This is a genomic window from Flintibacter porci, assembly GCF_041925195.1.
Taxonomy (GTDB): domain Bacteria; phylum Bacillota; class Clostridia; order Oscillospirales; family Oscillospiraceae; genus Lawsonibacter; species Lawsonibacter porci.
Map to the genome: position 1 here is coordinate 1 of NZ_JBHEVB010000018.1, position 13,672 is coordinate 13,672.

At 52.3% G+C, this 13,672-nt stretch carries 19 protein-coding genes; 17 read left to right on the plus strand and 2 right to left on the minus strand.

Features of this window, described 5'->3' with window-relative positions; genetic code table 11:
* Positions 1–91: 91 nt before the first annotated feature.
* The gene (locus ACEVJL_RS14550) at positions 92–691 is read right to left on the minus strand and encodes a hypothetical protein (RefSeq protein ID WP_374738253.1); all 600 of its coding nucleotides are present in this window, start codon (positions 689–691) and stop codon (positions 92–94) included.
* Between the two features lie 177 nt (positions 692–868).
* Positions 869–1,237, minus strand: a complete 369-nt coding sequence (locus ACEVJL_RS14555; RefSeq protein WP_209346728.1) for a hypothetical protein — start codon at positions 1,235–1,237, stop codon at positions 869–871.
* A gap of 351 nt (positions 1,238–1,588) precedes the next feature.
* Between ACEVJL_RS14555 and ACEVJL_RS14560 the strand changes: the two genes are divergently transcribed.
* The 17 genes from ACEVJL_RS14560 (at position 1,589) to ACEVJL_RS14640 (ending at position 13,656) form a co-directional block, all read left to right on the plus strand.
* Complete coding sequence (locus tag ACEVJL_RS14560; protein WP_007712733.1) at positions 1,589–2,011, plus strand: DUF4320 family protein; 423 nt, start codon at positions 1,589–1,591, stop codon at positions 2,009–2,011.
* Between the two features lie 8 nt (positions 2,012–2,019).
* Positions 2,020–2,520: a hypothetical protein gene (locus ACEVJL_RS14565; protein WP_209346727.1), complete on the plus strand. Its 501-nt coding sequence runs from the start codon at positions 2,020–2,022 to the stop codon at positions 2,518–2,520.
* Between the two features lie 73 nt (positions 2,521–2,593).
* The gene (locus ACEVJL_RS14570) at positions 2,594–3,166 is read left to right on the plus strand and encodes a DUF6550 family protein (RefSeq protein ID WP_209346726.1); all 573 of its coding nucleotides are present in this window, start codon (positions 2,594–2,596) and stop codon (positions 3,164–3,166) included.
* A gap of 86 nt (positions 3,167–3,252) precedes the next feature.
* On the plus strand, positions 3,253–4,947 hold the full coding sequence (locus ACEVJL_RS14575) for a DUF8193 domain-containing protein (protein ID WP_209346725.1): 1,695 nt from the start codon (positions 3,253–3,255) through the stop codon (positions 4,945–4,947).
* Positions 4,919–5,431: a prepilin peptidase gene (locus ACEVJL_RS14580; protein ID WP_209346724.1), complete on the plus strand. Its 513-nt coding sequence runs from the start codon at positions 4,919–4,921 to the stop codon at positions 5,429–5,431. Before ACEVJL_RS14575 ends, ACEVJL_RS14580 begins: the two co-directional genes overlap by 29 nt.
* 12 nt (positions 5,432–5,443) lie before the next feature.
* Positions 5,444–6,283 (plus strand): Flp pilus assembly protein CpaB, encoded by an 840-nt coding sequence (gene cpaB / locus ACEVJL_RS14585; protein ID WP_209346723.1) that lies wholly within the window; start codon positions 5,444–5,446, stop codon positions 6,281–6,283.
* 19 nt (positions 6,284–6,302) lie between these two features.
* The gene (locus ACEVJL_RS14590; protein ID WP_209346722.1) at positions 6,303–7,109 is read left to right on the plus strand and encodes a CpaE/TadZ family protein; all 807 of its coding nucleotides are present in this window, start codon (positions 6,303–6,305) and stop codon (positions 7,107–7,109) included.
* Positions 7,102–8,478 (plus strand): CpaF/VirB11 family protein, encoded by a 1,377-nt coding sequence (locus ACEVJL_RS14595; protein WP_040411864.1) that lies wholly within the window; start codon positions 7,102–7,104, stop codon positions 8,476–8,478. Before ACEVJL_RS14590 ends, ACEVJL_RS14595 begins: the two co-directional genes overlap by 8 nt.
* 3 nt (positions 8,479–8,481) lie before the next feature.
* The gene (locus tag ACEVJL_RS14600) at positions 8,482–9,414 is read left to right on the plus strand and encodes a type II secretion system F family protein (RefSeq protein ID WP_087259510.1); all 933 of its coding nucleotides are present in this window, start codon (positions 8,482–8,484) and stop codon (positions 9,412–9,414) included.
* A complete protein-coding gene (locus ACEVJL_RS14605) occupies positions 9,411–10,289 on the plus strand; it encodes a hypothetical protein (RefSeq protein ID WP_209346721.1) in 879 nt (292 codons plus the stop codon). The genes ACEVJL_RS14600 and ACEVJL_RS14605 overlap by 4 nt, the downstream gene beginning before the upstream one ends.
* A 195-nt stretch (positions 10,290–10,484) precedes the next feature.
* A complete protein-coding gene (locus ACEVJL_RS14610) occupies positions 10,485–10,631 on the plus strand; it encodes a hypothetical protein (RefSeq protein ID WP_164488728.1) in 147 nt (48 codons plus the stop codon).
* Between the two features lie 48 nt (positions 10,632–10,679).
* On the plus strand, positions 10,680–10,901 hold the full coding sequence (locus ACEVJL_RS14615) for a DUF6133 family protein (RefSeq protein ID WP_130868802.1): 222 nt from the start codon (positions 10,680–10,682) through the stop codon (positions 10,899–10,901).
* Positions 10,902–10,987: 86 nt separating this feature from the next.
* The gene (locus tag ACEVJL_RS14620; RefSeq protein ID WP_374738254.1) at positions 10,988–11,335 is read left to right on the plus strand and encodes a hypothetical protein; all 348 of its coding nucleotides are present in this window, start codon (positions 10,988–10,990) and stop codon (positions 11,333–11,335) included.
* A 61-nt stretch (positions 11,336–11,396) separates the two neighbouring features.
* The gene (locus ACEVJL_RS14625) at positions 11,397–11,813 is read left to right on the plus strand and encodes a zinc-finger-containing protein (RefSeq protein ID WP_374738255.1); all 417 of its coding nucleotides are present in this window, start codon (positions 11,397–11,399) and stop codon (positions 11,811–11,813) included.
* A complete protein-coding gene (locus tag ACEVJL_RS14630; RefSeq protein WP_353845852.1) occupies positions 11,813–12,403 on the plus strand; it encodes a sigma-70 family RNA polymerase sigma factor in 591 nt (196 codons plus the stop codon). The genes ACEVJL_RS14625 and ACEVJL_RS14630 overlap by 1 nt, the downstream gene beginning before the upstream one ends.
* 60 nt (positions 12,404–12,463) lie before the next feature.
* Positions 12,464–13,165, plus strand: a complete 702-nt coding sequence (locus ACEVJL_RS14635) for a hypothetical protein (protein WP_209346718.1) — start codon at positions 12,464–12,466, stop codon at positions 13,163–13,165.
* A complete protein-coding gene (locus tag ACEVJL_RS14640; protein ID WP_209346717.1) occupies positions 13,162–13,656 on the plus strand; it encodes a hypothetical protein in 495 nt (164 codons plus the stop codon). The genes ACEVJL_RS14635 and ACEVJL_RS14640 overlap by 4 nt, the downstream gene beginning before the upstream one ends.
* Positions 13,657–13,672: the final 16 nt, after the last annotated feature.

Below are 13,672 nucleotides of genomic sequence, written 5' to 3' on the forward strand. Positions count from 1 at the left end.
TTTCAATTCCATAGATGTCACTGAAAGCCCCCCTGTACAAAATAGTGCTGGAACGTTCCGCTTCGTTCCAGCACTATTATCTCATGCAAGTCTATCCGCCTGTTCCTTTGACGGTTACGCTGAAACTTGCTTTTAGCTCATTTTTTACCTTTTTAATTTCTGCACTTCCCGTATATCCCAAAGAAAATGTGATACTCTTGGTCTCCGATCTGCCCTTAGTCATTCCCACAGAAGATCTATATGCATCGATGCCGATCCACTGGGTCGCATACTGTACCATTCTCCTTGTGCTTTTAATGTAAGGCTTGATATACCACTCTGGGTGGTCATAAAGGCCATACACGGGAGCAATCCCAGCTTCAAAATCCTCACTGGTGTAGTAGCTTACAATCTGGGAAATTTCTTCTTCTGTCAGTTGAGGGGCTTTCTCATGCAGAGCGTTAGCTAATTCACTTTCGCTCATGGTTTTGATCTCCTCAGCGGAAATAAGCAGACTCTCTCCTTCCGGAACCTCTTCCGACAAAGGTGCCGGACAATCGTAAGTGATTTCCGGCCCCCAAAATGCGGTTTCTCCCTCTTCAACCGGAGTGTTGTCCATTGTCGTAGCGTCGCAGTTATTGGCCGCAAATGCTACAGTGGATACACTGAGCACTACTGCCAACGTCAAAATTGCAGATAAAATTTTCTTCATAGATATGACCTCCTTATTGTTTGGAAATTACTTTTACACCTTTTTTTACATACTTTCCCCTCCTATCCTTACAAAGTTAAACCATGTTAGTAAACAGACGGCTCCTCAGATAACGATTACCCTCTCAAGCTGAGTTCTCTCTTGAGATTCGCATGTGTGCGAGTTCGTTTCTGCTGATTACTTACCTGTTGCCGTTACTGTTACGCTTGGTTTTTCTTTGCCATTAACCTTCGCAGATAAAACTAACTGATATGATTTCTTTGCTTGCACAGTATAAGTCTTTGAAACTGTAGCAGTTCCTCTCCCTGAGGCGCTCCAGGACTTAATTTCCCTTTCTCCCTGTTTTAATGTGATCACTATCTCAATATAATCATTTTTGTTTCCACTACTATACTTTCCAGCACAGTATGCCGTTGTCCCTTCAATTCTTAGGGAAGGTCGACCCGATATTACATAAGTATCAACGTCTGCTGCAAATACACTTGGAGCCATGATTGTAAATGCGAGCATAGAGATTAACAAAAACGAAATAATGCTTTTTTTCAAAGAAACACCTCCTTTCTGCAACGGAAGAAAAGTACTGTTATCTGCTCACACTTACAACGCAAAAAAGGGGGCTTTTCTTACAAAGAAAAATTTATATTTTTTAAGTTAGACCGACGCAACAGAGCATACCCCAAGGATATTTTCCCTAGCAAACCTAAACAGCGTTTGAATTGGCACAATCTTGCCCCTACATTGGCGCAGTCCTGCCCTTTCGCCGTAAATCTATATCTGCTATACTTGGTACAGTCAATACTTTGTAAAGCAGCCGCTCCGGCAGGGGGCGGCTGCTTTCATTTGTCAGAAAAGGTGGTGGTTCACATTCATACTTTCCTGCAGAAAGCCCGCAGGACAATGAAGAGCGAGCGAGGTGAGGCCAACTATTTCTCCACGGTGTTCTTCATCTTTATCGCCGTTGTCCTGCTGGCATTTATCATCGATCTGTTCGGTATCATCTCCACGAAACAGGAGTTGGATCACGCAGCCGATCAGATGGTAAAGCAGATCCAGCTGTCCGGTGGCATCAACAGCGAGACGGATTCTCTCTTTGAATTTCTGTGCTCGGAGATCGAGGGAGCGGAAAACATAACCTACTCCATCGATGCCACATACAAGTCGCCCACACCGGCCGGAATGTCCAGAGCCATTCAGCTCGGGACACCTTTCTATATCACCATTGAGGGCGAAGCAAAGCTGGGTGGCTTCTGGAATCTGGATCTGGTCAACATCACTGTGGTGGCCCGCGGCTCCGGCGTCAGCGAACACTATTGGAAGTGAGGTGGCCTATGAAGCATTTTATGCGGTGGCTGCGACGGCCACTCCGCAACGAGCGGGGTGAGATCACTTTCTTCGCCTGCTTTTTTGTGGTCGGCGTAGTGATGCTCATTTCCTTTCTTCTGTTGTATACCTCGGTGCGGATCACTTGCATCAACATCCGAAACGGCGCTAAAATGGAGCTGAATAATCTGAGCGCCACCATTTATGCGGACACTTACCGCTCCCAACGGGAAACTAACTTTGAAGAGTACCTGCGCACCCTCTATTCCAGCAGTGACTACACGGAAATGCTGGAGTCCACGGTGGCCGGCGGACTGGCCTCCAAAATCCCGCTCTCCACGGACGACTACCAGGTATCCGACATCAGCCTGGAGTTCAATGTGGTGGGCGACCGAGTCGAGTATATCTTCTATTGTGATGTAGAGTTCTATGTGCGGATGTTTGGGCACAACTACCCTACCATCACACAGCGGGTAGAGTTGACTGGCTACCATAACACCAAATTTTAGCGGCGCTGTTGAAACATCAGTCAGTTCCGCAGTATATGCTTTATATAACAGTAAAAAAGGAGTGTGGACACACATGAAAAAGTTTTTCCAATCCAAGGGCTTTATCATTTCGGTCCTGGCCGTTCTCTGTGCTGCGATCCTGGGCGTCTGCTGGTTCGTAAGCCGGGATCGAACGGAGAATTTTAAGCCGGATGAATCGCCTCCCAGCAGCACCACCAGCGATTGGTCGGACGGCGGCGCCCAAAACGGGGATGATTCCGGCGGAGCAGATGCGTATTCCCCTGGGCAGTCTCCCAGCTCTGAGGAGGAATACCCCAAGGTAACCTCCGAAACGGAAAGTGAAGTGGTGATCGACTTCACTGATACGGACAAGCCGGAGGAAACTCCGCCCCCTGCTCCGGAAGGCAAGACAGAGATTGCAGACCCCGGCAAAGATCACGATGTCAACCCCGACCCGTCTGTACCTCAAGTCACGGCGCCGCCGGCAGAAGAATCCACTTCCAGTAATGAGCCGGCCCCCGGCTCCAGCAATGGCAGTGGTGCCGTCTACGATCCCGTCTTTGGGTGGGTGGTGCCCGGCGATGTGCAGCAGTCCACCGGCGGCAGCGATGGTGACCTGAACAAGCAAGTCGGAAACATGGGCTGATTGCCCCACAACTAAACACGGATCTCCAGGGCCGTCACAGCTATGTGGCGGCCCTTCAATTTTATATGATTGGAGTGTGATGTCATTTGAAACGACTTCTCGCCCTCCTGTGCAGTCTGGCGCTGACCCTGTGCCTTGTTCCTGCCGCTGCTTTTGCTGCCGGCGGGAACGGCAACATTGATGGCGGCGGCGGTGGTATGGGCCAGGGCACCAGCACCAACTTCTGGAACCCGGGCAATGACGGCGTTCGCATTACGGTGGTAGATGCAGCGAGCGGCTCTGCCGTCTCTTCTCCGATTGACTTTTCCAATCGTACGCAGAACAGCAGCATTCTGCACTTTGGTAAAGTCAATAAACTGCAATATCTGGCCGGTACCGGGCTTTCTCTTCAATCCGGCGTGGCCTATACCTGCATCAAGCCCACCCAGTCTATGCCCACAATCGTCAGCAGCAGCGGGCAGAATAATATTGATGCCATCAAACGGTACTTCTGCTCAGAATATGCCTGCATGATGGTTGCTCAGGCAGCAGGTGTGGACTACGAGCGGATGATTGCCGGCGAATATAAGCTTCTTATCGAGCCCATCGCCTACTTTACCCACAATGGCCAGTATTACTGCATGACAGCAACTGAAGCTGGCCTGTACGATCAGCTGGCGGGTGGTTCACTGCGAAGGACTATGACCTCGCTCACCCATAAGAACTTGCCCTTGAGCATGTTTCTGGAGTTCAGTGACCTGGGCATTTCTGCATGGGGCGGCAGCACCACCGGGACGCAAAACAACTCCGACATCATCAATACCCTCGGCGTTGGCATCGTCTGGTTTGATGAAATCCCGCCCGAAGGCGAGATTGAGGCCCCTGATGTAGAGTATCGGGTAGATACCGATGTAATCACGACCGTGACACTTCGTACTGACACCGACCTTACACCGGATAACCCCGCCTCGGTGACTTTTTCTATTCTCGGCACATCCTACCGGGTCAACAATATCGTGATTCCGGCTGGCGACAGCCAGAAAGTCTGGGTCAAATGGCACACTCCCTCCACTCCCCAGACAGTCACTATAACGGTATCCGTCAGTGGCGCTTATACCGCTCAGGATACCTTTGTGGCGAAGATCGTAGATCTGAACGAACACATCCCGCCTGATCCCGTAGCTACGGATACCAATCCGAGCTATACACTGCCGTCCCTTCCCAGCGAAACACAGAAGCTGACCGCCAACTGGGGTGTTTGGAGCTGTTACTGGGTGCCGGTGTGGGTATGGTGTGACCACGGAGAAGACGGCGGGCACTGGGTTGATGAAGGCTATTGGGAGTATGAATACACCGGTTACTCCGCTTCGATCAGCGGTGTCATGTCCTTGATGCCGGATGATATTGTACCGACTGCCTCCGGCAAGGCCATGAAGAGCGGGTATGGCGTCAAGCAGGATGTGACCGCAACGCTCTCCACCGATGCACCCACCAGTCACATTACCCATCCGCAGACGGCGTTTTCTGTGTTTCCGGAATTCCAGTACCAAACCTATCTGCGTCTTCTGCAGCGGGTGTCCAGTGGTCGAAGTGCAAAATTCACCTTCCAGCCCAACGACTTCTCCACTTACAACAGAACGGTGCATTTTACGCCTATCTGGTTCCCGGATTCTACCAACTACACAGTATTTACTCAGGTTTGGGACACGTGGACGCCGGATGGGATGCTGAGCATCAACCTGAACGATTATGTATCGATCAACGGGAGCCTCTATGATGACTGGTATACCAATCGAGAATAGTATCTGGTCGGCATATCTGCTCACCGCATTTTTGGTGATTGTCGGTTTTGCCTTCTACGATATCTTTCATCGGCGAGTGCCCGACCGGGCGCTCGTCTTTTTTATCCCGCTGGCTGCGGCGGCGCCGCTGATCAAAGCGTGGTTCGCCCTGGACTGCGGACAATCTTCGCTTTGGCTCTGGCCGATATTCGCAAAGTCCTTAATAGGCGCTCTGCTTGGATTCAGTATTCCTCTGGCTGCTGCCATGGTGACTGGAGGGACCGGCATGGGCGGCGGTGACATCAAATTCTGCGGTGTGCTGGGACTCATCTATGGTCCTTCCGGTATGTCCATCGTTTTTCTGGTTTCCGCAGTATGTGCTATGCCCATCATTTTGATGATTCGGCGGATTTACCGGGATCGGCGCCCTTTGTCCATCCCGTTTCTACCTTTTCTGGCCTGCGGCTGCTCTGCGGCGACATTGGCCGAACTATTTTTGCATTAGGAGATTATGCTTATGAAATTGAACAACCGTTTTATCTTCGGCATTTTGTCCCTGGTCCTGGCAGCAGTCATTGCCTTTGTTGCCCTCCCCACCATCGCCCGTCAGACCAACGGAAAAGCCGAAATCGTCCGTATCACGCAGCCGGTGCTGAAAGGCGAAAAAATCACCTCGGACAATGCCGAGGTTGTGGAAGTTGGCGGCTACAATCTGCCCTCCAATGTTGCGCACAGTCTCAGCGATGTGGAGGGCCTGTATGTAACCGCGGATCTGGCTGAGGGTGACTACATCCTTACCAGCAAGGTCAGCAGTGTTCCGGTTTCTTCGGATGTGGCACTCAATGACATCCCTTCTGGAAAGGTAGCTATCTCAATGACTGTTAAGACGCTGGCCTCCGGCCTCTCCGACAAGCTCCAGCCCAACGACATCATTCGGATCTATCACTTCCTGGAGACAGCAGAAGAGGTCCCGGAGCTCCGCTTTGTTAAAGTGCTGTCGGTTACCGATTCCGATGGTGTCAATGTGGACAACACCAAGGAACCCACGGAGGACGAAGAGCGGCAGCAATCTGCTACCATCACAGTTCTGGCGACACCTGAGCAGGCCCGGATCATCACAGAGATGGAAAACGACGGCGTCGCCCATGTGGCCCTGATCTCCCGTAACAACGATCAGCTGGCCAAGGAACTTCTGGCAGCGCAGGACAAAACTCTGCAGGAGATCTATTTTCCCGAAACGCTGACGGAAGATGGTGAGACTACGGAGGGCAGCGAGCCTACGGCCGAGGACGGTTCTGAGGCGCCGGACAGCGGCGCTGAAACGCCCCCCGCGGACACCAGCCAACCGGCTGAGTAACAGAAGGAGGTCGGAAACGATGGGAAAAGTCATTACTGTCTGGGGCAGTCCGGGAAGCGGGAAAAGTATGTTTTCCGCCATTCTTGCAAAAGCCCTGACCCGAGATAAGCGGAAAGCCATCATCATCAACGCGGAGATCAGCGTTCCCATGCTCCCGGTCTGGCTGCCGGATCAGATCATTCAGACCAACGCCTCGGTGGGTCAGGTTCTCAGCAGCGTAGAGATTGATACCTCGCTGGTGGCAAGCCATGTCACGGTTCTGAAAAGCTATCCGTTCATTGGCCTGATGGGGTATTCCGCTGGTGAGAATCCTCTGAGTTACCCGGAAATCAAATACGCCATGGTACTCCAGCTGGTCAATGCGGCAGCCAAACTGGTGGATTTCGTCATTTTGGACTGCAGTTCCAACATGACCAATGTGTTCACACCGGCGGCCATTGAATCCGGTGATCTGGTCGTCAGACTGCTCACCCCTGATTTGAAAGGGATCAACTACTTGAAGGCCCATCAGCCGCTGCTGGTGGATGGACGTTTTCACTACGATCAGCACCTGACCTTTGCCGGTATGGCCCGGCCGTTCCACGCTCTGGATGAAATGGGGTATATCATCGGAGGGTTTGATGGTTTGCTCCCCTACGGCAAGGAAATCGACCGTTGTGCCACTGAGGGTGGCATGTTCCAGGCCATTAAATATTGCAATCCCAAGTACACCGCTTCGCTCAACAAGGTGCTGGATGCGCTGGAGCAGATGGAGTTGGCGGAACAGGCCGCAGAGGAAGATCCTGACGATGAGGAAGAGTTCGAGGAGGACGATGCCGATGAATAACCTCAACGACATATTCTTTGCGCCTGCCGCCAATCAGGAGCTGACCTATGACCAGGTGTTGGAGGATGTGCAGCGGTATTTTGCTGAGAATCACGCATCCACCATTGCCGAAGCTGGCGAAGCCAATGCCGAGCGGGCCACAGCCTTGCTGAAAGAACTGATGGTGCAGTACATCGTCAAACGCAAATATGCTATCAGCGGGCTGACCACCGAGCAGCTTTGCGAGCAGCTCTATGAAGATATGGCCGGGTACTCCTTTTTGAAGAAATGGATCTACAAGCCCGGCATCGAGGAAGTCAATATCAATGCCTACAATGACATTGAGGTGATCGAGGCCGGCGGCCGCAGCATCAAGATCCCGGATAAGTTCTCTTCTCCGCAGCACGCCATTGATGTGGTGCGGCGTATGCTCAACGCCTGCGGCATGGTCATCGACGATACGATGCCCAGCGTGGTGGGGTTTCTGGATAAGAACATCCGTATCTCCGTGGATAAGACCCCTATCGTGGACCCGGATGTTGGTATCAATGCCTCCATCCGTATCGTCAATCAGCAGACGGTCTCTGAACAGAAGCTTCTGGATTCCGGCAGCGCCACAGCTGAGATGCTTCACTTCCTGATGGCCTGTATTCGGTACGGTGTCAGTGTGTGCATCGCTGGTTCCACGGGTTCCGGCAAGACTACCATCATGGCCTGGCTGCTCTCCAATGTACCCAACAATCAGCGCCTCATTACCATCGAGGAGGGTAGCCGTGAGTTTGATCTGGTCAAACGGGACGAGAACGGCAACATCCTGAATTCTGTCATCCACCTGCTGACCCGCCCCAGCGAGAATCCGGCTCTGAACATCAACCAGGACTTCCTCTTGGAGCGGGTTCTGCGCAAGCATCCCAATGTGATCGGCGTTGGTGAGATGCGGTCTGCGGCGGAAAGTCTGTCTGCGGCAGAGAGCTCCCGAACCGGCCACACGGTCTGTACCACTATTCACTCCAATTCCTGCAACAGCACATACCGCAGAATGATGACCCTCGCCAAGCGCAAATACAGTATGGATGACTCTGTGCTCATGGAGATCATGGTAGAGGCCTACCCCATCGTGGTGTTCACCAAACAGCTGGAGGATCGCTCCCGCAAAATCATGGAAATCCTGGAGGGTGAGGACTTCCGAGATGGTCAGCTCGTCTCCCACACACTATATAAGTTTGAGGTAGAGGACAATGTGACTGACAGGGATGGGAATGTCCGTGTGGTCGGGCACCATCGGAAGGTCGGCCTGATCTCCGATACTTTGAAAAAGCGCCTGCTGGACAACGGTATTTCCAACAAGGAATTGGCCGAGTTCATGCAGCCCCCTAAGGAGGTGGATTAAGCATTGCAGTGGATCTATATCATATGTTTTTCGCTTATCAGCGCGGGCCTCCTGGCTTTGTTCGGTGTGCGTCCGGGCGATTTCATTGACGCTCTCTTCCGCTCCCAGCGCAAAGCGGCCACATTGTCTGATGAACTCAATGTTCTGATGGGCACACCTGCCAAGGGATTCTTCAATCAGGATTATGAGCTGAAGCAGATCCTGAAAGGCACCGGCCGGTCTGACCGTTATGAGGCCGTCAAACGGCTGTCGCTTATCCTATTTGCGGTGGGTGCCGTACTGGCGCTACTCATCAATAATGTGTATATGGTGCCGATTCTGGGCATTGGATTTTCCCTTGCCCCCATTTGGTACCTGCGAAGCACTGCCGCCAGCTACAAGAAGCATCTCAATGAGGAACTGGAGACTGCCATCTCCATCATCACCACCTCTTATCTGCGCACCGAGGATCTGATCCGGGCTGTCAAAGAGAACCTGCCCTACATCAACGAGCCAGTAAAGGCCAATTTTGAAGCTTTCGTCTACGAGGCGGAGCTGATCAATGCCAATCTGACAAGCGCCATCAACTCCCTCAAGATGAAGATACCCAACCGGGTCTTTCACGAGTGGTGCAACATCTTGATTCAGTGCCAGTCTGATCGTTCCATGAAAAACACGCTGCCCACCATTGCCCAAAAGTTCAGTGATGTGCGTGTGGTACAGTCTGAACTGGAGGCCATGATGCAGGGGCCGCGCCGGGAAGCCATCACAATGATGTTCCTGGTGATTGCCAATGTGCCGCTGCTCTATTTCCTGAACAAAGACTGGTTCCATACCCTCATTTTTACGACTCCCGGCAAAATCGCTCTGGCGATCTGTGCAGCCATCATACTGTTTGCGTTGACCCAGATCATGAAGCTGAGCAAACCCATTGAATACGGAGGTGACGGCGCATGACGCTTCTGGCTCTTTTGGCGATCATCTGTTTTGGTTTCGCCACCTATAACCTGTCTTGCGCCTTCGTGGACATTCCCACTAAGAAGACCTCCCGGATGATGATGCTGGCCCGTAAGCAGCAGGGCATCAAAGCAGAAAAGCTGCTGGATGTTTACACTACCAAGATCGCCGGGCTGCTCGCTCCTTATCTGAAACTGGATAAGCTCAAGCGCAATAAGCTTCAGCGGGCACTGGACATTGTCGGCTTGGAACTGTCACCGGAAGTCTATACCGCCCGGGCATGGGTCCGGGCGGGCGCCGTTGGTCTCTGCGCTTTGCTCATGGCGCCGCTTATGCCGCTGGCCGTTCCGATCCTGATTGGTTTGGCGGTGGCGCTGTGGTTTTCGACCTATTACAGCGTCTTCGATTATGTTAAAAAGCGCCGCAAACTCATTGAAAGTGAGATACCCCGATTTGCTTTGACCATTGGGCAGAATCTGGAGAATGACCGTGATGTACTGAAGATCCTCACCTCCTATCGTCGCGTTGCAGGTAAGGATTTCGGTGCGGAGCTGGATCAGACGATTGCTGACATGAAAACCGGCAATTATGAAAACGCTCTGATTCACTTTGAGACCCGCATCGGCAGCCCCATGTTGTCTGATGTGATCCGAGGCCTGATTGGCGTACTACGCGGTGACGACCAGCGGATGTACTTCAAGATGATCTGCTTTGATATGCGGCAGATTGAACAGAACAACCTGAAAAAAGAAGCTGCCAAACGGCCCAAGAAGATCCAGCGTTATTCCATGATGATGCTGATCTGTATTATGATCATCTATCTGGTTGTCCTCTGTACGGAGGTGCTTGCTTCTCTCGGGGCTTTCTTCGGCTGACAGGTTCCCGCTCACACTTCAAGTCTGAGCTTTATATACCAACTCCCCCGCTCGGGAACCAACCCATATAGGAGGTGATACCGTGTATGTCAGCGGGTTCCCATAGCAGCCGGCGTACCGGCTGCTATCAACCTTGCCACAAGGCCGGCCTGTCAGCAGGCCGGCCTTGATTTATCGTCTGAACAGGAGAATTCCATGGCGAAGAAAAAGTTTATTCCGCCTGACGGCGAAAATCGGATTCGCCGCCGGTTCCACCAGCTTCTGCATCAGAAGCCCAAGGTATATCCTGACAAGCCCCGTTCCAACAAAAACGGCCTGCTCAAGCCGATCCGTCGCTCCTGACAGGCTGCACCCAACCATTCAATAATCACACTCTCAGGAGGTATTTTCATGAAGAAGTTTACCAGCTGCATCTGCAACAAAGCCAACTGCCTCGTCCTTCGCGCCCGCACGGCGCTCTCCAACCAGCGCGGCGATTTTTATATCTCTGACGCTGTGAAGATCATCATCGCTGTCGTCCTCGGTGCGCTGCTCCTGGCGGCTCTGACCCTCATCTTCAACGATACGGTCATCCCCCGGATTACCAAGGAGATCGAGGGCCTGTTCGCCTAAGTGCCAATATGCGGGGGTCGGTTTGTGGATATACACAACCGGCCCCCGCTTTTATTTTTTCAAATGTAGGATAACGGAGGTACAGGATGAGTACACCCTGCAAATTTTATTCCTTTCTACGTGCCGTCGGTGGGAACTGGCACAACGCCATTTTTATCCCCTGTGATTGTGAGGTCTGCCCACATGAGCGAAAAAAACCATGCTCTGGTTTTCTGTTTACCGTGGATGAGTGCGGGCAGGTCATGCTGCTGTCTGCCGAATCGGTTCATCAGCTGACCGGCGAGCAAGTTGATCCCGCCGAGTGCAGCGCTGTCCTGCCGCGCCGTTCCTTTGAATCTGCCTTTTCAAAATACATTGAATGGCACACGCCGGACCCGTCTAACTGCACACTTCACCAGCTTTGCTCTGCGTGGTCCTGTGGCAGCGCTCCCTAATTTATACCCAAAAAGACGTCATTGCGCCGCCATCGGCGCGTTTTTGGAGGTGATGATTTTTATGATGAAGTCAAAAAAAATTAAATGCCCATATTGTCACGCCAACGCTTCGCTTCGCCCCGCTAGTGTTGTATATGGGCACAACCGGCGCTCTCAGGGAAAATTTCTCTATCTCTGTGATCGCTGGCCTGCCTGTGACGCTTATGTGAGCGCCCATGATCGGACGCGCCTGCCCATGGGAGTCTTGGCCAATGGTGATCTGCGACACAAACGGATTCTGGCGCACCAGGCGCTTCGTCAGCTGCAACAGAGCCGGAACATGGAAAAATGGGAGGTCTATATCTGGCTACAGGCCAAATTGGGCTTAAACGAGCACCAGGCTCATATCGGACAATTTTCTGATTGGATGTGCGATGAAGTGATTCGTCTGTGCAAACAGGCGTCTGGCCCTCCCGCCGACATGAAGGCGGCAGCCTGATGGGGGGCGAAAATATGAATAGCCTAACGAAAGCACAACAGGAACTCGTTGCACAGAATCTGCCTGTGGTACATTGGGTGATTTGTGACTATATCCATGTCAATCCCACCATTTGCGGCCTGGAGTACAGCGATTTGTTTCAAGAGGGATGCCTCTGGCTCTGCAAAGCTGCAACCACTTATAAGGATGACGGGCGGGCACAATTTTCCACCTACGCCAAAACAGTCGTAAAAAACGGTCTCTTATCCTACTGTAGAAAGGTATGCAATCACCGGAGCCATTTCAGCCGTCTTATCATTGGCGAGCATGGCGAGTTGGCGGCAGACGGTGAGGCGTTGGAACCGCAGGCCGATGATTTTGATGCTCGTATGTCCCTGGTAGAAACACTGTCGCTCCTGGAGGCCAGCAAACAGGAATATGACGGTGTAGCCAGACTCGGTATTGAGGCGCTTGCTCTTAAACTACAAGGGATGCGGGTCACAGATATTGCGGAAATCTATCATGTGCCTCCTTCCCATGTAGGCGCCTGGATCTCTCGCTCTGCGGCCAAGCTGCGCTGTGATCCCCGCTTTTTGGCAAGTCTGCTTTAAGTCTGTTGAAAACCGCGGTCATACAGCAGTAAAGGATATTTAAAAGGAGGTTTTGAAGCTATGGAATTAAAAAAGCTGTATACTGCGGTCGGCCGTCTGGAGCGGGAGGCCAACGGGTGCGGACATTCCTGCCCGGTCATTGTGCTGGGTGGGGAGCGATACATGGTGGATATTCAGGAAATGGTCGTGTGGACTGCACTGAACTGGCGGATCTCCAAATGGGATGATATTTCCTGCCAGTGTGACAAGCTGGCCTCCTCCCTGGGCGGATGTGTTGCCCGTCCCTGGGATGCCTGCGTCAACCGTTTGCTCATCCGCGGCCTTCTGGTATCCGGATGCGGCGAAACAGAATTCGATGCATTGTACGACCTGCTCAGCTCTCTTGGGGTCATCCCCACCAATGGCTCCGCATTTGTACGCGGCGTGTCCGCTGCCAAACTGGTACTCAGCCGGCGGATAACGATGAAGCAGGCTATGAAGCTATTCCATAAAGACCGCCGGACTGATTATGAATCCCGTGTAATGAGGCTGGCCCATCAGGCGCTTCTTTCCACCGCCGAAATCATCAAATGTGTGGAGCAGGATGTCTTCTCTCTCCCCAGTGAACGGGTCCTGATGGAAAAGGTGTACGGTGACAGCGAGACCACCTGCCAGAATATCGCCAGCATGATGAAGAACAGCCGGAGCAGTCAGGCTGTCACGCTGGCCGTGGCCAACCTGTATCTGCGCCAGCAAATCATTTTTGAAAGGATCAGCACATGAAAAAACAATGGGATCAATTCCCCTTTGTGCTGCGGCGTAAGATTCTACTGACTGCTTTGGCCGGACTTGCCAGCCTCGCTGTCAGTCTCGTAATTTTTACCGCAACCACAGATCACATCCTTCTGGCATTGGGCGGAATTATTTTCATCGCTTCGCTGGTGCTGAGCGGAAGCCTGTGGAGCACCGCCGCTCGTGGCCGGTATGAGGTAGTCGAAGGAGTTTGTACCGGTGTCACTACCCCCGCATTGCATCGTTATCGCAAGGTACAGTTAGTAGATGCCCAAGGTGCAGAAACCACCCTGCTTTTGAGCAAAGCTTCCAGGTTTCGGATTGGCTCCCACTACCGATTCTATTTCCAGACGGGGAGCCGTCCCGCAGTTGGAAATGACTACCTGGACGCAGCCCTTTCTACCAATAGTTTTCTGGGGTATGAAGAGCTTGAAACGACTTCCTCTGCGGATGAAAACCTTGAACAAGAACCCACGAAATAGGGAAAAGCTGCGGTGC

Coding starts and splice junctions, on each gene's coding strand:
- ACEVJL_RS14550 (WP_374738253.1), bottom strand. CDS start 691: ATGAAGAAAATTTTATCTGCAATTTTGACGTTGGCAGTAGTGCTCAGT.
- ACEVJL_RS14560 (WP_007712733.1), top strand. CDS start 1,589: ATGAAGAGCGAGCGAGGTGAGGCCAACTATTTCTCCACGGTGTTCTTC.
- ACEVJL_RS14565 (WP_209346727.1), top strand. CDS start 2,020: ATGAAGCATTTTATGCGGTGGCTGCGACGGCCACTCCGCAACGAGCGG.
- ACEVJL_RS14570 (WP_209346726.1), top strand. CDS start 2,594: ATGAAAAAGTTTTTCCAATCCAAGGGCTTTATCATTTCGGTCCTGGCC.
- ACEVJL_RS14580 (WP_209346724.1), top strand. CDS start 4,919: ATGATGACTGGTATACCAATCGAGAATAGTATCTGGTCGGCATATCTG.
- cpaB (WP_209346723.1), top strand. CDS start 5,444: ATGAAATTGAACAACCGTTTTATCTTCGGCATTTTGTCCCTGGTCCTG.
- ACEVJL_RS14590 (WP_209346722.1), top strand. CDS start 6,303: ATGGGAAAAGTCATTACTGTCTGGGGCAGTCCGGGAAGCGGGAAAAGT.
- ACEVJL_RS14595 (WP_040411864.1), top strand. CDS start 7,102: ATGAATAACCTCAACGACATATTCTTTGCGCCTGCCGCCAATCAGGAG.
- ACEVJL_RS14605 (WP_209346721.1), top strand. CDS start 9,411: ATGACGCTTCTGGCTCTTTTGGCGATCATCTGTTTTGGTTTCGCCACC.
- ACEVJL_RS14610 (WP_164488728.1), top strand. CDS start 10,485: ATGGCGAAGAAAAAGTTTATTCCGCCTGACGGCGAAAATCGGATTCGC.
- ACEVJL_RS14615 (WP_130868802.1), top strand. CDS start 10,680: ATGAAGAAGTTTACCAGCTGCATCTGCAACAAAGCCAACTGCCTCGTC.
- ACEVJL_RS14620 (WP_374738254.1), top strand. CDS start 10,988: ATGAGTACACCCTGCAAATTTTATTCCTTTCTACGTGCCGTCGGTGGG.
- ACEVJL_RS14625 (WP_374738255.1), top strand. CDS start 11,397: ATGATGAAGTCAAAAAAAATTAAATGCCCATATTGTCACGCCAACGCT.
- ACEVJL_RS14630 (WP_353845852.1), top strand. CDS start 11,813: ATGGGGGGCGAAAATATGAATAGCCTAACGAAAGCACAACAGGAACTC.
- ACEVJL_RS14635 (WP_209346718.1), top strand. CDS start 12,464: ATGGAATTAAAAAAGCTGTATACTGCGGTCGGCCGTCTGGAGCGGGAG.
- ACEVJL_RS14640 (WP_209346717.1), top strand. CDS start 13,162: ATGAAAAAACAATGGGATCAATTCCCCTTTGTGCTGCGGCGTAAGATT.